The sequence below is a fragment of the Moraxella sp. Pampa genome (assembly GCF_035181385.1).
GTDB lineage: Bacteria > Pseudomonadota > Gammaproteobacteria > Pseudomonadales > Moraxellaceae > Moraxella.
Window position 1 is genome coordinate 197,097 of the sequence record NZ_JAXCJK010000003.1, and the last position, 20,151, is coordinate 217,247.

Here is a 20,151-nt window from a genome sequence, read left to right on the forward strand (position 1 = left end):
TTGTAGTCAATTAATACGATTGAATGACTGGCGTGGTTTTAGCCCAAAATAGTCAAAATAGATCTGTTTATACCAAAAGATAATTGGCTAACTCATCAAAAAAACCATTTGCTCTGTAATGAAAAAATGAATGGTTTTTTGCTTTGAATTGACATCATTCATCATCTAATAAAAAAACCTTGCCAAATAATGACAAGGTTTTTTTGTTTGTGGATGATATTACAAATCTTCTTCTTTGTATTGTGGCACAGGTTTTTTGAAACCACCTGTCTTGATGCCAAGCCAGATAAAGCCAAGTGCTGCCCAGAAGAGGCCAACTTTTAAGGTGATGCTATCTACTTCTAGCCACATTAAAAATACACTGATAAAGCCCAGTACAGGCACGACAATATAGCTTAGCATTTGCTTTGGCGTGTTGTATTGTTTATTTCGGAATACATAGTGGAACAATACCGAAATATTGACAAAGCTGAATGCGGTCAAAGCACCAAAGCTGATTAAGTTTACGACTGTTTCTAAGCTGATAAAGCCTGCGGTCAATGCCACACCACCTGCAATAAGGATATTGTTGACAGGTGTGAATAATTTGGGGTGAATTTTGCCAAAAATATTTTTGCTGATGACATCATCACGACCCATCACATACATCAAACGAGATACGCCAGCGTGTGCTGAGATGCCAGATGCCATGACGGTAACAATCGCAAAACCAAGTATGACGGCTTGGAATGCCGAACCACCAACCAACAATAAGATTTCTGCCTGTGTCTCGTCCACTGCGTCAAAGTAGATTGATGGCTCGCTTGGGAAGAAAGTTTGCATAAAATAGGTACTTGCGATGAATACCGCACCAGCGATGAGTGAAGTTAACACCATTGCTTTTGGTAGGGTGTTTTTGACATCTTTGGTCTCTTCAGCAAGGCTAGATAGTGAATCAAAACCTGTGAATGAGAAACATAAGATGGTAGCACCGGTAATCAATGCACCCACTGAGGTCATCTGATTCCAAAATGGCTCTAAGCTCCATAGGGCATATTTGTCAGCATCTAGCGTACCATCAGCATAAATGCCCATTTGTAGCTTGCTATAGATCAAATAAACAAACACGCCAATGATCAGTAGCTGTACCAATACAATCCAGCTGTTAAAATATGCCACAACTTTCGAACCAAATAAGTTCACGCCTGTCATGAGTGCTGTAAGCCCAATGACCCACACCCAATGGTTTACATTTGGGAATAAGGCTTCAAGATAAAGTACAGCAAGAATGATGTTTACCATCGGTGATAGTAGGTAATCAAGCCAACTTGACCAACCAACCATAAAGCCCATAGATGGGTTGATGGATTTTTGAGTGTAGGTATAGGCCGATCCTGATGAAGGGTAGGCACGAATCATATGACCATAACTGAATGATGTTAAAATCACCGCCAACAGGGCAAAGATATAAGAAGTTGGTACATGGCCCACGCTATCACGGGATACCATACCAAAAGTATCAAGAAGTGTCATCGGTTGGATATAAGCCAAACCAATAATGATGACGTGCCATAAGCCAAGATTTCGCCGTAATTTAGCGGCTTGGGCAATAGGGGTAACAGGTGTACTCAACGGTGAGTCCTCCAAAAAGCGTGCGTAAACGCAAAACAGAGAAAAGGCGTTGGGGTGCTAATACTGTTATCAAACTTACTTTTGGCAGATTGCAAATTTGCAAAAATCTGTTATCGGGCGTGTTTGAGATTTGATTAAGCTATCAACTCCAATAATTGTATAAAATAAAACCCAAAAACCCTAACGGATCATTTGGGGTATTTTTTTAACGAAAATAAGGGGCGTATTTTACCGCAAAAATTACCCCTTGTCAGCCTTATTTGCCAAAAAATAATCACAAATAGCAATAATTTTGTAACTTTTTTGTATTGTATGTTCTGATTATCTTATGTCATTACAAGTTTATTGATGTTTTTTTAGCATCACCCGCCCCTTAAAGTCAAACTTCGGCCTCCATCTACCGCCAAGACCTGCCCTGTGATGTAAGATGAGCTGGTTAAAAAAACAACTGCCTGAGCGATGTCAGCTGGCGTGCCAATTCTGCCCAAAGGAACAGATTGGGTAAGGGCATCTTTGGTTGATGAATTTAGTGATGAATTTTGATCATCATCAGGAAAAATATTGACCCCAGGTGATATGCCATTGACACGCACATTGGGGGACAGCTCCAAGGCAAGCGATTGTACCATGCCTAAGTGAGCCGACTTTGCCATATTGTAAATGGGATAGCCAACAAAGGGTTTGTCTCGTGCATGAATGTCAAGTAGGCTGATAATACTGCCATTATTGATGGCAAGCTCATCTTTAAAAGCAAGACTTAAAAATAACGGTGCCTTGGCATTGGTTAAGAACAAATCGTCCCAGTGCTGATATAACTGACTAAATGAACAACCGTCCAAATCACTAGGATAAAAACTTGATGCATTATGTATCAATAAATCAAGCCTGCCAAACTGCATTAATACTTGATTTTTAAAAGCATAAAGGGCGTCTTGATTGTCTGCAAGACTAAGCGATGCTTGTATGGTTTTGGCTGAGTTGGGACGAATGCTGTTCAGTTCATGTGCCAGATTGTATGCCTCTGCTTGACTGTGATGACAATGGATAATCACATCAAAACCTTGCTTGTGCAAAGCTTGGCTGATGGCACGCCCAATACGCCGTGCACCGCCTGTAATGAGTGCAACTTTATTCATCATGATACCCTTATTATTGAAGTTTTTGTAATAATTTGTCAATTTTTTGCTCTCTTACGGCGGTCAGAGCAAGCCCAATTTCCCTACCTTTTAAATTTTTATTGATGTCGTCAATACCGATGCTTTTGTAAACAGAGATGCAATTTTTTAATAGCATATCAGCTGACAACTTACTTATCGCAGTGTCTTTGTTTGTGATAAAAATGGCAGTTAAGACATCATCTAGAGCCTGTGTATTCCCCTGATGTGCCTTGGTTTTTCCTAGTAATTTGATGATATCATCTGCTTTTGGTTTGTCGTTAAAAATTTGATAAAACTCACTCAATAGTTGGGCAATGTGTATGGGGTATTTTGGTGCATTTAGGGCGTGGGCTGTGGTTTTAATCAGTGTGTTTTGTGATTTTTCATCGCCCAAATAACCGCCACACAAAACGGCAAATTGTACGGCAATATTCTCATGTTTGGCAAGTTTTAACTGGTTGATGACTGCATCAAAAGTCATTTGGTTTTGCCAGCATTCATCTAATTGGGTCAAAAAATACGCCAAGATTTCAAGCTCTTTTAAGTGTTGCCAATAATAATGTGCTGTGCCATTTTCCATGGCTTTGACGCTTTCTGTCCATAGGCGTTCACGGCTTAAATGTGATAGCTCGCCGTTTTTTGCCATGCTTTGCATGAGCTGTATGGTTTCGCTGGCAATTTTAAAGCCTAAATTATAAAATCTTGCCAAAAACCGCACTGTTCTTAAGATACGAAGAGGGTCTTCGCCAAATGCCTCTGAAATGTGTCGCAAGGTTTTGTTGCGTAGGTCTTGTATGCCGCCATAAAAATCTATGACTTGTCCTGTGGTTGGTGTTTCATCAAATAATCCACCAACTTCAATGGCAAGGGCATTAATGGTTAGGTCTCGTCTTAATAAATCATCGGCCAATGTAACACCTTTTGTTTGGGTGATAAAGTCTTGATGGCCCTCCCCATTTTTTCGCTCAACTCTGGCAAGGGCGTATTCAAAATGGGTATTGGGGTGTAAAAATACAGGAAAATCTACTCCAACTTGAGCAAAGCCCAGTTGTTTCATCTTATCAGAATCTAAACCCACGACAACAAAATCCTTGTCGTAAACAGGTAGTCCCAATAAGCCATCTCGTACTGCACCGCCAACCAAATATACTTTCATCGCATTTTTTTTATGATGTTAAGAATTTATTTGATTGTACTGTTTTTTTGACATAAAAAAAAGACCCTATGGAAAGGGTCCTTGTAAAAAAACATGAATAAAAAACCATGAATAAATCAGTTGGTTTTTTGGGCGTCTTGTACATCAGTTACGGCCAATGCAGTCATGTTAACAATACGACGCGCAGTGGCTGATGGTGTCAAGATGTGTACAGGTTTGTCTGCACCCAGTAAAATAGGACCAAGTGCTGCCGAACCTGTGGCAGTTTTTAGCAGATTAAAGGCAATGTTTGCGGCATCTAAGGTTGGTAAAATCAGCAAGTTTGCCGAACCTGTGAGCGTGCTAAATGGGTAGTTTTGCTGACGCATACGCTCATCTAATGCCACATCACCGTGCATTTCACCATCAAACTCAAAGTCCACTTTCATTTTGATTAAAATGTCATGAACTTTACGCATTTTAATCGCTGATTCTTTGTCTGATGTGCCAAAGTTGGAGTGCGATAAAAGAGCAACCCGTGGCGTGATGCCAAAACGACGCACAGTCGCTGCTGCCATGACGGTCATCTCTGCCAATTCTTCTGCTGTTGGCTCATCGTTGATATAGGTGTCAGCGATGAATAGGTTACGGTTTTGCATGAGTACGGCATTCATGGCATAAAAATTAGTAACGCCATCACGCTTGCCAATGACTTGGTTTAAGTATTTTAGGTGCAAATGATAAAAGCCAAATGTGCCACAAATCAGACCATCAGCATCACCAAGCTCTACCATAAGAGAGGCATGCAGGGTGGTTTTGCGACGCACATCACGGCGTGCAAGCTCAAGACTGACCCCGTTTCTTTGGTTTTCTTTGTAATAATGTTCGCAATAAGCATCATAGCGTGGGTTGTTGTTTGGATCGATGATGGTGATGTTTTTGCCATCAACCAAGCGAAGACCTAATGATTTAATCTCATCATTGATGACATTGGGTCGGCCAATGAGAATTGGTTTGGCAATCTGTTCGTCCACAACGACTTGTACTGCACGCAGAACATTTATGTCCTCACCTTCAGCGTAAACAATGCGTTTGGGATCATGCTTGGCCTTATTGAAAACAGGCTTCATCGCAAGGGCGGTATTGTACACAAATTCAGACAGCTTTTGACGATAGGCATTAAAATCTTCAATTGGCAAAGTCGCTACACCAGTGCTCATCGCTGCTTTTGCCACAGCAGGAGCGATTTCTAAGATGAGATTTGGTTCTAGCGGTCCAGGAATCAGGTAATCTCGGCCAAAGGATTTGGCAGATTTGCCATCGGCATCTAGGTCGGCTGATTCGGTGTGTGCCATGGCCGCAATTGCGTGTACGCAAGCCAGCTTCATTTCCTCGTTGACAACCGTTGCCCCTACATCAAGTGCACCACGGAAAATGTAAGGAAAGCATAGGGCATTATTGACTTGATTGGGGTAGTCCGAGCGACCTGTTGCCATGATGACATCTGAACGCACCGCATGAGCAAGCTCTGGCATGATTTCTGGGGTTGGGTTGGCTAATGCAAAGATGATTGGGTCTTTGGCCATTGAGCGTACCATGTCTTGCGATACCACGCCTGGCCCTGATAGACCCAAGAATACATCAGCACCCACCATGACCTCCGCCAGTGTGGTTTTATCGGTATCACGAGCAAAACGAGCCTTGGACTCATCAAGGTTTTTACGAGCGGTGGTTACTACGCCTTTGGAATCTAGTACATAGATATTTTCTTTTTTGACACCAAGAGCGACAGCCAAATCAAGGCATGAGATGGCGGCTGCACCTGCACCCGAGCATACTAAGGTGATTTCATCAATTTTTTTACCATTTAATTGCAAGGCATTCAGCAAGGCTGCTGCCGAGATGATCGCTGTGCCGTGTTGATCGTCATGAAACACAGGAATATTCATGCGACGACGAAGTTCACGCTCAATATGAAAGCATTCTGGTGCTTTGATGTCTTCTAGGTTAATACCACCAAAGGTTGGTTCCAAACTTGCGACTGTCTCAATGAATTTATCTGGATCGGTTTCGCTGATTTCTATGTCAAATACATCAATGCCAGCAAATTTTTTAAACAAGACGCCTTTACCTTCCATGACAGGCTTAGACGCCAATGCACCAATATTGCCCAAGCCAAGCACAGCTGTACCATTGGTAATGACACCAACAAGGTTGCTACGAGCGGTGTATTTGGCGGCAAGTTTGGGGTCTTTTTCAATTTCAAGACAAGGTACAGCAACCCCTGGCGAATAGGCAAGTGCCAAATCTCGCTGGTTGGCAATTTGTTTGGTGGGAGTTACAGAAATTTTGCCAGGTCTGGGGTGTTCGTGATAATGTAGGGCGTTTTGCTCAAATTGCTGACGCTGAGCATCAATATCAGATTGAAAAGCTGTATCATCTGTTTTTTGTTGGTTTGAAACTTGTGTCATGAGAAGTACCGTTAGGTGAAGAATAAGACCAAATGGGCTAAATTGACGCCAAAAGTCTTTGATTAAAAAAAGTTATCCTATTCTAACATGATTTTGGGGTCGGTGCTAGGTTTTGATTGGTGCGTGTTTTTAAGTGGATAATAAAAAAATTAAGTATAAAAAGATGATGGTAAGGTCCAAACCACCTCCAAAAAAGCGGTTTGGTTGATTGTTTATTAAGGGATTTGTATTTTACATTTTAATCATTTAACATTCTGCTTGCTTTTAGGGCAAAGTAAGTCAAGATACCATCACAACCTGCTCGGCGAAAACCGATCAGGCTTTCTAAAATGACCGCTTCGGTCAGCCAGCCATTTTGTATTGCTGCCATGTGCATGGCATATTCACCAGAAACTTGATAGGCAAAAGTGGGCACACCAAAGTTGTCTTTGACTTCACGCACGATGTCAAGATAGGGTTGTCCAGGTTTTACCATCACCATATCCGCCCCTTCTGCAATGTCTAAGGCAACTTCGTGCAGAGCCTCAGCTCGATTGGCAGGGTCCATTTGGTATTGTTTTTTATGCCCTTTTAAATTGCCAGAGCTGCCAACGGCATCACGGAACGGTCCGTAGTAGGCTGAAGCGTATTTAGCAGAATATGCCATGATGGCGGTGTTGTAATGACCATCAGCTTCAAGCACTTCACGCATGGCACGAATGCGACCGTCCATCATGTCTGATGGGGAGACGACATCAGCACCTGCTTGTGCATGAGCAAGAGTTTGCTTGATGAGTGCATCGGTTGTGATGTCATTTAGCACATAGCCTGTCTCATCAATGATACCGTCTTGGCCATGCGTGGTGTAGGGGTCTAGTGCAATGTCGGTCATGACAATCATCTCAGGCACAGCGTCTTTAATCATTTTGACTGCACGCACGGCAAGTGTATCAGCGTGGTAGGCATTTTCACCATTTGGAGATTTTAAGGTAGGATTGATGACAGGAAAAATATCCACCATACGCACGCCTTCACGGTAGAGCTGTTTGACATAATCAATGGTCAAATCAATAGAAAGTCGTTCTACATTGGGCATACTCATGATGCTTTGTCTTGTGTTTTGCCCCTCAATGACAAACAAAGGGGCGATCAGATGGCAAGGCTTTAGATGACTTTCAGCAACCATCTCACGAATGCCATCGGTGGTACGCATACGGCGTAGACGAGTTAAGGGGAATTGGCGGTTGAAAGTGTAATTACTCATGCTTTGCTCTTTATTATTAAACATATTAAAATTCGTGCCATATCTTACCAAATTTTTATCAAATAAAAAAGCCAACCTAAGATTGTCGGCTTTTTTGTTTCAAATTTTTACGAGTTTTTGCCAGCATTGACAAAATTTGAAAACTTAGAATAAGCTTGCAAACCAATCAATCACACTTTGCCAAATGCGACTAAATAGCCCTACTTGTGCCACATCAGATGCGGCAACTATTGGGGTTTTGGCGACTTCTTTGCCATCAACCATTGCCAGTATTTGTCCCAATTCTTGACCTTGCTTGATGGGGGCGGTGATGTTGTCATTTAGGCGAATGATGGTGCTTGGTGTCGCTTTGTTGTCTTTATTGGTCAAAACTTTTAAATCGTGCAATGCCACCGCATCAACTTCTTTGATTTGACCAAATTTCACAGGAGCTTTGGCGATGGACTGCCCTTTTGTTGCAAGAATGGTGTTAGAAAAATTTCCATAGCCATAGCCTAAAAGCTCACGCATTTGGTTGGCTCGGTCGTCCATACTTTTTGCACCCATGACGATGGCAATGAGGCGTAAGTTGTTGCGATTTGATGATGCGGCAAGTAGATAGCCTGCCTCAGAGGTATGTCCTGTTTTTAGTCCGTCTACGGTAGGATCGGTATGTAGCAAAATGTTGCGATTTTGCTGTTTGATGTTGTTGTAGGTAAATTCTTTTTCGGCATAAATGGCGTAGTATTGTTCGCTGTTTTTGATGATGGCTCGAGCAAGTGTCGCTAGGTCTTTGGCACTTGCTAAATGACCATCAGCAGGCATGCCTGTGGCATTTTTAAAGGTGGTGTTGGTCATGCCAAGTTTTGCTGCTTCGTCGTTCATCACGCTGGCAAACGCTGTCTCAGAGCCAGACAGGTACTCGGCAAATGCTACCGATGCGTCATTACCTGATTGAATGATGATGCCACGCAAGATATCAATGGCACGAGCGTCCTCACCAAGTGGCACATACATACAAGATTGGGTGCTAGAACCACGGCACCATGCTGTTTTGCTCATTTTAATGGGTGTGTCTTCTTTTAGATCACCAGACAGCAGCTGTTGTTCAAGTATGTAGCTTGTCATCATTTTGGTGAGTGATGCAGGTGGGAGTGGTGTATCGGCATTTTTTTGGGCCAAGACTGCCCCTGTGTCATAGTCCATCAAAATATAAGCAGTGTTGTCCAGTGCTGGTGCTGGAGCGATGGCATGAGCGGTGATGCTTGTACCAAAAATAGTAAGACCAAAAAGAACAGTGGGTGAAAAAAAGTATGGTTTCATCATAAACATCACATTAATGGCATCAAATTACAAAATGAGCAATTATACCAAAAATTGTGTGTGCTTTAAATCATTTGGGAGAATTTTTAAAAAAATAATTGTAAGGATTTTAAATTGTGGTCATTGATTGTCATCGTATGGCGTGTGCTTTTATTTTTTTGCTCTTTTTTTATGAGCTTTTAAAAAAATACTGACCAATCATATTGAATAATGCCATACAATATAAAAATACAGTCAGTATCACCCCATTGACATATCTAAAAAAATAGATATAATACCGCTATGAATGACACAACCCAACAAAAGATAGACCAAAAAATCATCAACCAACAAGCCACAGAAGTATTTAAAGCCCTTGCCAACGACTATCGGCTGGATATGCTTATATGGCTTAAAGACCCAAAAACGCATTTTCCCAATCAAACTTCTTATCCAGATGAGTTTGACGGTGGCGTATGCGTAGGGCAAATTACCCAAAAAACAGGGCTTGCTCAGTCGGTAGTGTCAGGTTATTTAAATAGCCTGAAAAAAGCTGGCTTGGTTCAGTCAAAGCGTATTGGCAAGTGGACTTATTATCGTTATAACGGTCAAGCGGTTCACGATTTTTTGGGGCAATTAACGCACCTTTTGAGTTAGGTTAAGTGTTTACATTAAGTCAAATTTTTATTAAAAAATTATCACTTATTAAATCTAGTTTTCTATATATCACTATATAAGGTAATCTTATGGCAAAATTTCGTTATTTACAAAAACCTTTTACACTCAAAGGTTTAACGCTTAAAAACCGCATTGTGATGCCACCGATGTGCCAATACCAAGCCACAGACGGACTGCCAAACGATTGGCATTTTGTACATTATACCGCTCGTGCCATTGGTGGTGTGGGGCTTGTGATTGTTGAGATGACCAATGTTGCTCCCAATGGGCGTATCTCGCCTAATTGCTTGGGGCTTTGGAATGACAATCAGCGTGATGAATTTGCCAAAATCGTGGCAAGCGTGCATAAATATGATGCCAAAATCGCTATTCAAATCGCCCACGCAGGACGAAAAGCCCAAGATTGCGATGATGTGGTTGCTCCTTCTGCTATTCATTATGGCGATTTGGATTTTGTGGGGCAAAATTTAAAAACCCCAAGGGCTTTGAGTATTAATGAAATTGATGAGATTATTGACGGTTTTGTGGCGGCAAGCAAGCGGGCGATTGACGCAGGTTTTGATGCTATTGAGCTTCACGGTGCTCACGGTTATTTGGTTCATCAGTTTGCGTCCCCAAAATCCAATCAGCGTGATGATGAGTACGGTCAAGACCGCTTTTTGTTTGGGGAAAAAATCATCAAGGCGGTCAAGGCAATAATGCCAAAAGATATGCCCCTCATTATGCGACTGTCAGCACAAGAGTATGGCAAAGACGGCTATGACAGCGATTATGGTGTGCAAATGGCAAAACGCTATGTGTCAGCAGGGGTGGATATGCTACACATTAGCGGTGGTGGCGACGGCGTGCTTGTGGCAGGCAATTATCCGCCCATTGGAGCTGGCTATCAAGTGGGATTGGCACGCAAAATTAGGGAGGCGACAGGTGTGCCTGTGATTGCGGTGGGAATGCTGGACAATCCACACCTTGCCGACAGCGTGCTTACTCGTGATGCCGACCTTGTGGCGGTGGGGCGTGGGCTACTTAGAGACCCACATTGGTGGCTAAACGCCCAGTACAACCAAGTGGGGGTGGACAGCGAACCTATGCAAAACGTGCCTGAATCTTATGGGCGTGGGTATGCTTAAATATAAACATGCTTAAAGTATTTGACCACAACAAAGCCGTTGGTTTTAAGGCAACGATTTTGTTGTATGGCTTTGTAAAATTAAGTTGGTAAAAACTTTAACAGCATATTTAATCACTTTACTATTTAACCAATTTATCAATAAAGAGATAAAACAATGAAACTATTTGACAAGAACGATATTTTACAAGTTTTTAAAAGCCGTGCGTCCACTCGCTCTTATGACGGCACGCAAAAAATCAGCGATGACGATTTTAATGCTATTTTGCAGTTTGGGCAGTTAAGCCCAAGCTCGGTCGGTTCTGAGCCGTGGCAATTTTTGGTGTTACAAAACAAAGACTTACGCCAAAAACTAAAACCTGTGGCGTGGGGTATGGTGAACACGCTTGATACAGCCAGTCATATTGTGGCGATTTTGGCAAAGAAAAATGCCCGTTTTGATACGCCATTTTTTGATGAAGTGATTGCACGGCGTGGCTTGACCGATGATAAAAAACAACAAGCCTTAGCTGTTTATGAAAAATTCCAAAGAGATGACATTGCCATTTTGGATAGTGAGCATGCTTTATTTGACTGGGCAAGTAAACAAACTTATATCGCTCTTGGCAATATGATGACAGGGGCTAAAATGCTAGGCATAGACAGCTGTCCGATTGAGGGCTTTGATTACAAAGCGGTCAATCAACTATTGGCAGATGAAGGGCTGTTTGACCTAAACGAGTGGGGTGTGTCGGTAATGGTAACTTTTGGGTTTAGCGACAAAGAAATTCGCCCAAAATCTCGTAAAAGCTTAGATGAGATTGTGAAGTTTGTTGAGTAATGCTTTTGTAACTTATACCAACTTTCTATCCTAAATTTATCCCAAATAAATTTGACTTAAATCTGGCTCTGTGTGTTGAATAACGAGGGTGCAGCCAATACTAAGAGCATGAATGGCCTAGGCTGTCATGCTCTTAGTTGGTTTAAATCTTTGACAATCGCTCAGGCTAAAATGACACCTCAGAAAATTGTAGGCAAATTTTGCGGTTTTGGTCAGGGGAATAAGTTGCTGTCCATGCACGGATATTTTGTAAAGCGGAGCGATAGCTATGCTGAGTGTGCAGATAATGCAAAGTGTTGTTAAGGTTGGTAGATGTTGGCATGAACGAACGAAGATGTTGGTGATAAGCGTGTGCAAATTGAATGCGTTGCTGGTTATTGAGCATGGGCGGACAAATTTCAAACAGCACTTGTACAAGAGCTAATTCGTATTGCGAAACAGCCAATTCGCTGTTTGATGTTTTGTAAAATTTGCCCTGTACGCTGGTCAATCGAGCATTGGCATGGCTTGTGGTTGCCAAACAGGCCATCATCAACAAAATGGCAAATGCCGTCCTATTTGTCTTATTTGATGATAAAAACAGACTTGGCAGACATGAATGTCTGGGGCTGTTTGTGGTTGATAGCTTATTCATATCAAAAATACGCAAAATCAAAACTGTGTATATAATAAATCTTTACAACCAAAAAGTCATACCTAAACCATAATTAAAGTGTTGTTTTATTGTTCATTTTCAGCCAAATTCAGTAACATGAGCGTAAATCTTGCAAGGTTTGTGTTTGTAATTTTTTTGATAACCGATTGAAAAATAAGCGGTAATGACAAGACTATTGACTTTTAATTGGTAATGATTTTGTCAGTTTTGGTTTTGTTATAATCATCTTCAATAATTATTAAAAAAACTATTAAGATTTTGAGTTTTAGGAATTTAATATCCTAATTTTTAAAAAAATATCAGACCAATAAAAATAAGAAACAGGCGACAACCTGCCGAAAATTCATTATAATAATAAATTTGTGTGGCGTATCGCTTAATGGTGCGTCCAATTTTTTAATGAGTTGTTCATGAGCCACAATCGCCTAATCGATCCTTCTTTAAAAAAAGACGACGCATTTGATCGTGCCATTCGCCCTGCGACCTTGTCTGATTATATCGGTCAGCCTAAGGTGCGTGAGCAAATGGAGGTATTTATTACAGCAGCTCGCCAGCGTGGTGAAGCACTTGACCATACGCTGATTTTTGGTCCACCAGGTTTGGGGAAGACAACCTTGGCAAATATCATCGCACGAGAGATGGGTGGTAATTTGCGTTCGACAAGCGGTCCTGTGTTGGAAAGGGCGGGCGATTTGGCAGCGATGCTGACCAATTTAGAAGAGGGCGATGTATTGTTTATTGATGAAATTCATCGTTTGAGCCCTGTCATTGAAGAGATTTTGTACCCTGCAATGGAGGATTATCAGCTTGATATCATGATTGGGGAGGGGCCTGCAGCACGCTCAATCAAACTTGACTTACCACCATTTACTCTTGTGGCAGCGACCACGCGGGCAGGCCTTTTGACGGCACCCTTGCGTGATAGATTTGGCATCGTACAAAGGCTTGAATTTTATAGTGTGTCGGATTTGACAACGATTGTTGAGCGTGCAGCACGACTCATGAATATTGCAATGGATAAGGGTGGGGCTGTTGAAGTGGCAAGGCGTTCTCGTGGTACGCCACGCATTGCCAACCGCCTATTAAGACGAGTGAGAGATTATGCTGAGGTTAAAGGTGATGGCTTGGTTACAAAAGACATGGCAAGCTCTGCACTTGATATGTTGTCGGTGGATAAGCAGGGCTTGGATCATCTTGACCGTCGTTATTTGCTCATGCTCACTGAGCGTTTTGATGGTCGTCCTGCGGGCGTAGAAGCGATAGCAGCGGCGATGGCAGAAGACCGTGGTACACTAGAAGATGTGATTGAACCGTATCTGATTCAACAAGGCTATATTCAGCGTACACCAAAGGGTCGGATACTGCTTGATAGGGCAATCGGGCTGGATTTGTCATAAATTTTTTTATTGTTCTTTTTATTTTTTTGCCATTTCATACAATCATGCCCATTTTTATAACTATAAATATACCATAATTATAATTATAAAAATGGGCATGACAGCTGGTTTGATTTAAAGTCATTGTCATGGGCATTGAATAAAAATCAACAGATCGTTTAATATTTAACAAGTTAAGATTGGGTGTAGTGATGTTTCATCAAATTTTTCAAAAAGGGTCGCTGGTCATGGCGGCTGCGATTGCCACAAATGCCATGGCAACAGATGAGATTGCTGATACACAGCGGCTGGCACTGATGGTAAAAGAAGCTCAGCCAAGCGAACAGGTAGAGGAGCTGATGATTAAAACTCGTGAAGCGGGCGAAGCGATGTTTTATGACTGTGCAATGATAGCAGCTGATGCAACTCGCTTGGGGTGTTTTGATGCAATTGCAGTGGGTAAAACGCCAGCCATCTTGCAACAAAAACAGCCTATTGCTTTGAGTGAAACCATCAAAAGTATTACAGGCGACAGGCAATTGGTTTTTGCTGATGATGCCGATGATACAACAAAAGATGAAAATGTCATTGTTGCCAGCGAGAATGACTTAGACAAAAGATGGAAAGCTGAACGCTATTCGCCACTGTCCATCAGCTATGACTTAAATCAAAATGGTGAGCAAGGGTTGTGGGGTGTGCGTCCGCACAATCCTGTTTATATTTTGCCAATATATTTTCATGGTAAGCCAAACCGTGATCCAGTAACGCCAACTCAAAAAGCTTGGCATTATACTACCGATGATCAATATGCTTCTGAATTGAAGTTTCAACTGTCTTTAAAATCAAAAATGATGGAAGATGTGTTTGGTACAAATGCCGATTTGTGGTTTGGTTATACGCACATGGCACATTGGCAAATTTATAATGAAAAAAATTCTCGAAAATTTCGTGCACATGATTATAAACCTGAGATATTTTTGACCCAGCCTGTATTGGCAGATTTGCCATTTGGAGGAAGGCTTAGAATGCTTGGTGCTGGCGTGGTGCATCATTCTAATGGTGAGAATAATCCATGGTCCCGCTCGTGGAATCGTGCCTATGTGATGGCTGGCATGGAGTGGAAAAATCTCACCGTCATGCCACGCCTTTGGGCACGAATCATAAAAGGAGGCAATAGCTTACGACCTAATGACAATCCAGATGTGCTGGATTACTATGGCTATGGTGATGTTAAATTCTTATATCAATTACAAAGCAAAAAGAGTATTTCAGGGCTTTTGCGTTATAACCCAAAAACAGGCAAGGGTGCATTGCAACTTGACTATGTCCACCCTATTGGCAAAGGCATCAGTGGTTATGTTCAGCTGTTTCAAGGTTATGGGCAGTCGTTCATTGATTATAACCATGAAGCCACCTCAATTGGTGTGGGTGTGATGCTTAATGGCTGGATGGGGTTATAGGTTGGCGTTTAATCATCGGCGTGAGCGTGCCAAATTGGTGCATTGGCCACCATATGCATTGGCAAAATGGAGTCAAAGATGGCATGGGCTTTGTGTGTTGTGTCATGAGCCTATGACAGATAACGGCAATTTTACCTCCATGCTTTGTGCTACTTGTCATTCATTGATGTCGTGGCATTTACCACCCATTAAACTTCAAATTAATCAGACAGACCCTCAAAAATTACAGCAATCATATCAATTTCATTTGTATTTTGCTACTTTTTATCAATACCCTATGAATCGGGCGATGACTCGCTTTAAAGACAGTGAGCATCTGCCGTCTTTGATGTTGCTGATTCATGCCATTGAGCAGTTGCCAAAACCGATCGGTGCTCATGCGGACAATACTGTCATCATACCCATACCAACCACCAAAAAACGCTTGGCCAAGCGTGGTTTTGACCCTGTAATGGTGCTGGCCAAATCCTTATCATATCATTGGCAACTACCGCTGTGGCAGGGACTTGACCGTATTGATGATGTTCATCGTCAGCGTGGTCTAAGCCGCCAGCAACGATTGAATAATGTCATTGATGCATTTATATTAAATGGCACGCCACCTGCTAGGCGAGTGATTTTATTTGATGATGTAGCAACGACAGGGGCAACTTTGCAAGCGGCGGCAAGCGTCATCATTCGCTGTGTGCCTAAAATATCGTTACTGGCGGTATGTGTTGCACATGGCGTTCAAAACTTTTCATAAACTCACCATTTAATCTGATGAGGGCACGCCATGAAAGTCATGAGATTTTGGCAAAACCAGCAAGGATTTAGTTTGATTGAGATGCTGGTGGCATTGCTACTGGTGTCGGTGGCATTTTTGGGGTTTTTGATGGTTCAGGTCAAAGCAAATGGTGCCAGCAAAGATGCCAAAATGCGTACAACAGCGGTATCGCTCATGACGGCTCATGCTGAGGTTTTAAGAAATGCCAGTGATGCTGATAAGCAAATCCATGCCGAGCTGTTTGGTCGCCTTAATCGTTCAAATGGCACAAGCATACAGATGATGAATGATTATCGTATCGCCATCAATGCCATTTTTGTGTCTTGTCAACAATCAGGGTGCAACTCCACTGAATTCATCAAATACCGCACTTTGTGGACCGCTAGACTTGCTGCCAAAGAGGGCGTTCGTCTAAACGCCATTTCACAAAATGGTACATATCAATTGATTGCCGCTTGGGGAGATACGCCAGCCACACAAGGTAAAAATGGCTGTGTTTTGCCAGATGGTAAAATTAATCGTGATGCTCACTGTATGACAATGACATATTAATATTAATGGTGTTTGGGGTGGCAAAATGACAGCAATGCACCACCTGCGTGGTTTTAGTCTGATAGAGATGATGGTCGCTTTGTTCATCGGTGCATTGATTGTGCTGATGGTAGGTCAGGTGTATGTGATGAGTTCGCAAAATGCTTTGAGCCAGCAAAATGTTGCTGACGCTATTAATCAGCAGGTATTTGCTTTTGATGGAATGATGGCAAATTTACGCTTGGCAGGTCTTGGTATTGATGGGTCGGTATTGACCCAAGCGACACCCAGCGGTATTTTGATTCATGCCAAACAACTTGATGGGCAAAATAAAAGTGGCGAAAATTTATCTGCTTACCTAACTGCCAGCCGATTCATCAAAAACGCCCATACCAACCTGCCATCTGATCAGCTGACCATCATCTATCGTGCACCTCAGGATATGTGGAGTTGTGAGGGCGAGATGGTATTGGGTCCTCGTCGTGTTCGGCTAAAAAGTGGCGAAATGGCTGATGTAGATGGTCAAGTGGTGATTGAGCGATATTTTGTGCAAAATGATGATGGCGTGATGAATTTGCATTGTGATTCGGCAAAATTCATTGTACAAAATATTGCTCGTGATGGCACAAGAGATAGGCGGTTTGGACAAAGCTCAACCAGTTTTATGAGTGCTATCATTGACGATGACGCCAAAAGAACAAAAAGTGCTAATGTCATCTATGGATTTGGTGGGCAAGGTGGTGGCCAAATCATTGCTCATCATGTTGAGGGTATGTGGGTGCGATTTGGTGTGCAGACTACCGATGGCATCAAGCTGATGGCATCAGGTGACTATGATGCTACTTTGGCGTTACCCATCGTATCGATTGATTTGGCATTGCTTACCCATTCATCATCTTTGATCAATGATAAAGATGATGGGCTAAACGAACAAAGTTTTGCCATATTTGATAAAACAGCAAGACTGACCAATCACGCACCTAAAGGTGATAGACAGCTGCATCAGATGAGTATTGAACTAAGAAATGCCCAGTCAGGCATCAATGACTAGGAGAGCAAAAGATGAAAGTGGAGCGTGGCTATGTACTGCTGTTGGTGCTCGTTGTGGTGCTTGTTGTGATGAGTTTATCAGCGATGGCCATTCGCCAAAGTCTCACCGATGGCAAACTCGCCTTTGCGACAGGTAAGACAAACTCGCTCTTTGTCATGGCAGATACGCCACTTGCACAGCTTAATCGGTCCGATGTTCGCCAGTTCATGAGTGCTGATGATGGCATCATCGCCAAAATGATGGCTTGGCATGAACAAAATTTTGACAACCAAAATATTAACGATGCTAACAGCTTTCATGCCAAAAGCAAAAGTTCGCCACAAACGATAGGCGTGCTGTGCTATCATTTGGCGGCGGGTTTGGAAAATTTTCATCAATATAAGTTGTCATTAAATCCAAGCAATGCACGCTGTGGCAATGGGCAAGTTTGGTTGTGGCTGGTGCTGACTGATGTACCGCAGTTAAATGACTTTGCACACTTACCGTCTGGTGTGGATATTGATGATATCGCAGACGGTAAGAACATACCTGCACTGAAGGCTTATCATTTGACGATATATTCATTGGCAGCCGCTCGAATGGATAGCCCTTGTGCCAGCCACCCTTTACAGGTCAAATCATGCCTAGAAGAGGGTGGTATTTCTCATCAAATGTTAGTGCAAGAATATCAATATGGCTATTGACAGTGTGAAAAAAGTGACACCCAACAAATTATATGATGTGATGTTTTGGCCATTTGCCATTTTTATGTTTGGCATCATGCCAGCTGCTGCCGAACAATTTGGTTCAAGTGTGCTGGCGTCACATTCATCATCTTGTGTTGATGATACGCCTATCATCACAAGTGTTAAGGCTATGCCACATCATGCTTATGTTGGCATGGCTTATCGAGGTGATGGCAGCTGGCGGGGTGCATTGCTTAAATACCGCATGGCACAAGGTGCTATGGTTAGCACCGATGGCAAGCTGATTTATGAAAATAATCAAGCAAGGGTGCGTCCAGATATTTGGGCGGTGGGCAAGCTGGTGCAAGGTTTTGGTACCCAAGGTCAGCTTAATCAATCAGCAGGCCGTCATCTGTGGGTCTTAAAGGATAAAAATGGTAGGCGTGATGGTGATTTGGTTAAGCTGACAGATGCTACTGACGATCATTTAAGACAGCTGGTTGATTATACTGATGATGAGCTTGCCAAAATTAAGAATGCCTTGAACAATGATGGCATCGGTGCGGTCATGTATCCGCCAAGCACTGATGATAAATCTGGTGTGTTGATTTATACGGATACCAAGGGTGTGTTACGCTTAATTGATGGCAACACAGGCCGACAATTGATGGCGTATTTATCATTACCAGACTTTGATGATCGTGATGGTGGTATTGATGCGGCATGGCGACTGTATCGAGTGCGTGTTGATGGTGGTCAAAACTGGCAAGATAAACTGATTGCGGTGGGTGGTTTTGGGCGTAGCAATAAGGGCCTGATGGCACTTGATGTTACTGATGCCAATCACCCAAAAATGCTTTACCGTCTGACAGAAAGTGAGCTGCCTGATTTATCGCATATTCATGCACCTATCAGTTTGGGTTATATTAGACAAGCTGGCAAGCAGATGGCGGTTTTTGTGTTTGGGGGCGGGTCAGATACCTGTTATCAAGATGGTACAGCTTGTAATAAAAGCATTGCAGAAGGTGCTGTGGTATATGCCATCAATGCTTGGACGGGGCAAAAGGTGCAAAGATGGGTAGGAGGTAGTGAATATGCCAAACACAGCTTTGCAGGGGAAGTTACGCTCATTGATAGGCAGGGTGATGGTGTTTTTGAACATATCTATGCAGCGGACTTAGGTGGGCAGATTTTTCGCTTTGATGTGCACACAGGTGGGGTGAGTCGTGTGTTTGCTGCAAATGATGGCTTATTGGCATTTTCTACAAATTTATTTGCCAGCAATCATCAAAGATTTTACCAAAAGCCCATCGTCAGTTTGTACGATTCGCGTGATTATCCTTTATATCCCAATCGTAATAGACGCTTTGCACTCATCAGTATTGCGTCAAATGATCAGTTGCCTGATGTTAATGGTAAGATGAATCATGTGTATGGTATTTTTGATGACGGGTTGATTGATCTTAATTCACGGCCAACCATTACGCCCAGTGATTTGATTAATATTGATGACAAGACTCAAAATCCAGCTTATTGGCTTGGGTCTGTAGCAAGAGCAAAAGGCTGGATGCGGGTGCTTAATATTGATGGTGATACCAATGTAACGCTGATGAATGGTGGTGTGGTTGTGCCAAGTGGGCGTCATTTTGCTCGTCGTGGTGTGCGTGCATTATATCACCTAAGTGTTGCCAAAGTACCACAGTGCTTACATGATATGACCGTACAATCGCAGGGGTTTTGTTTGCCATTTGGGGTGTGTGCCCACCATAAAACAGGGCAGCTATTGACCAACAATGCAAATACCACTATTTTAAATACGCCCACCATTCGTGGTAATTGGCTTACAACTGCCACCAAATCTAGTGATGGCAATTCTTTGGCATGGCAGATTTTGATGCCAAGTGCAAATGTGTTGAATGCTCAGTTGATGAATGGTGGTGTGAGTGATCAGGGCGATGATGCTGGCAAATCAAACTTTGATGTATCTATCGTACGCAATTTGCGGTTTTTGAGGTGGTACGATGTGCGTAGCACGGGTAATTGATTTTCAGTGGTGCTAGGTTGACTGATGAGTATTATAAAGAAAGATTTTCTAAACATTAAAATTGTGATATAATAAGCACCC

17 protein-coding genes are annotated in these 20,151 nt (G+C 42.4%); 10 read left to right on the forward strand and 7 right to left on the reverse strand.

The annotated features are described in order from the left end of the window. Positions 1-219 precede the first annotated feature (219 nt). The 6 genes from R0123_RS07025 to R0123_RS07050 form a co-directional block, all read right to left on the reverse strand. Positions 220-1,611 (reverse strand): APC family permease, encoded by a 1,392-nt coding sequence (locus R0123_RS07025; RefSeq protein ID WP_323842041.1) that lies wholly within the window; start codon positions 1,609-1,611, stop codon positions 220-222. Positions 1,612-1,973: 362 nt separating this feature from the next. Next, complete coding sequence (locus R0123_RS07030) at positions 1,974-2,747, reverse strand: pteridine reductase (protein ID WP_323842043.1); 774 nt, start codon at positions 2,745-2,747, stop codon at positions 1,974-1,976. 13 nt (positions 2,748-2,760) lie between these two features. Continuing rightward, positions 2,761-3,924 (reverse strand): tRNA nucleotidyltransferase, encoded by a 1,164-nt coding sequence (locus R0123_RS07035; protein WP_323843550.1) that lies wholly within the window; start codon positions 3,922-3,924, stop codon positions 2,761-2,763. A 116-nt stretch (positions 3,925-4,040) separates the two neighbouring features. Continuing rightward, on the reverse strand, positions 4,041-6,374 hold the full coding sequence (locus tag R0123_RS07040; protein WP_323842045.1) for an NADP-dependent malic enzyme: 2,334 nt from the start codon (positions 6,372-6,374) through the stop codon (positions 4,041-4,043). 238 nt (positions 6,375-6,612) lie between these two features. Next, positions 6,613-7,617, reverse strand: coding sequence for a porphobilinogen synthase (gene hemB / locus R0123_RS07045; RefSeq protein ID WP_323842046.1), 1,005 nt, complete (start codon positions 7,615-7,617; stop codon positions 6,613-6,615). Between the two features lie 144 nt (positions 7,618-7,761). Beyond that, entirely contained in the window at positions 7,762-8,922 is a 1,161-nt protein-coding gene (locus R0123_RS07050) for a D-alanyl-D-alanine carboxypeptidase family protein (protein WP_323843551.1), read from the reverse strand. A 279-nt stretch (positions 8,923-9,201) separates the two neighbouring features. Between R0123_RS07050 and R0123_RS07055 the strand changes: the two genes are divergently transcribed. The 3 genes from R0123_RS07055 to R0123_RS07065 all read left to right on the forward strand — a co-directional run bounded on the left by R0123_RS07055 (position 9,202) and on the right by R0123_RS07065 (position 11,522). Further along, positions 9,202-9,555 (forward strand): helix-turn-helix transcriptional regulator, encoded by a 354-nt coding sequence (locus tag R0123_RS07055; RefSeq protein ID WP_323843552.1) that lies wholly within the window; start codon positions 9,202-9,204, stop codon positions 9,553-9,555. A gap of 89 nt (positions 9,556-9,644) precedes the next feature. Then, positions 9,645-10,703 (forward strand): NADH:flavin oxidoreductase/NADH oxidase, encoded by a 1,059-nt coding sequence (locus R0123_RS07060; protein WP_323843553.1) that lies wholly within the window; start codon positions 9,645-9,647, stop codon positions 10,701-10,703. A 156-nt stretch (positions 10,704-10,859) separates the two neighbouring features. Further along, positions 10,860-11,522: an NAD(P)H-dependent oxidoreductase gene (locus tag R0123_RS07065; RefSeq protein WP_323843554.1), complete on the forward strand. Its 663-nt coding sequence runs from the start codon at positions 10,860-10,862 to the stop codon at positions 11,520-11,522. Between the two features lie 166 nt (positions 11,523-11,688). Here the strand turns inward: R0123_RS07065 and R0123_RS07070 are convergent, their stop codons facing one another. Next, complete coding sequence (locus tag R0123_RS07070) at positions 11,689-12,156, reverse strand: MCR_0457 family protein (protein ID WP_323842051.1); 468 nt, start codon at positions 12,154-12,156, stop codon at positions 11,689-11,691. Positions 12,157-12,587: 431 nt separating this feature from the next. Here R0123_RS07070 and ruvB point away from each other — a divergent pair, with 431 nt between their 5' ends. The 7 genes from ruvB to R0123_RS07105 all read left to right on the forward strand — a co-directional run bounded on the left by ruvB (position 12,588) and on the right by R0123_RS07105 (position 20,070). Continuing rightward, entirely contained in the window at positions 12,588-13,574 is a 987-nt protein-coding gene (gene ruvB, locus R0123_RS07075; RefSeq protein WP_323842052.1) for a Holliday junction branch migration DNA helicase RuvB, read from the forward strand. 191 nt (positions 13,575-13,765) lie between these two features. Beyond that, the gene (locus tag R0123_RS07080) at positions 13,766-15,013 is read left to right on the forward strand and encodes a phospholipase A (protein WP_323843555.1); all 1,248 of its coding nucleotides are present in this window, start codon (positions 13,766-13,768) and stop codon (positions 15,011-15,013) included. Further along, on the forward strand, positions 14,994-15,758 hold the full coding sequence (locus R0123_RS07085; RefSeq protein WP_323843556.1) for a hypothetical protein: 765 nt from the start codon (positions 14,994-14,996) through the stop codon (positions 15,756-15,758). Before R0123_RS07080 ends, R0123_RS07085 begins: the two co-directional genes overlap by 20 nt. Before the next feature lie 30 nt (positions 15,759-15,788). After that, positions 15,789-16,331 (forward strand): type IV pilus modification PilV family protein, encoded by a 543-nt coding sequence (locus R0123_RS07090; RefSeq protein ID WP_323842055.1) that lies wholly within the window; start codon positions 15,789-15,791, stop codon positions 16,329-16,331. Between the two features lie 25 nt (positions 16,332-16,356). Continuing rightward, on the forward strand, positions 16,357-17,361 hold the full coding sequence (locus tag R0123_RS07095) for a PilW family protein (protein WP_323843557.1): 1,005 nt from the start codon (positions 16,357-16,359) through the stop codon (positions 17,359-17,361). An 11-nt stretch (positions 17,362-17,372) separates the two neighbouring features. Continuing rightward, positions 17,373-18,044: a hypothetical protein gene (locus tag R0123_RS07100; protein ID WP_323843558.1), complete on the forward strand. Its 672-nt coding sequence runs from the start codon at positions 17,373-17,375 to the stop codon at positions 18,042-18,044. Continuing rightward, positions 18,034-20,070, forward strand: a complete 2,037-nt coding sequence (locus tag R0123_RS07105) for a PilC/PilY family type IV pilus protein (protein ID WP_323843559.1) — start codon at positions 18,034-18,036, stop codon at positions 20,068-20,070. Before R0123_RS07100 ends, R0123_RS07105 begins: the two co-directional genes overlap by 11 nt. Positions 20,071-20,151: the final 81 nt, after the last annotated feature.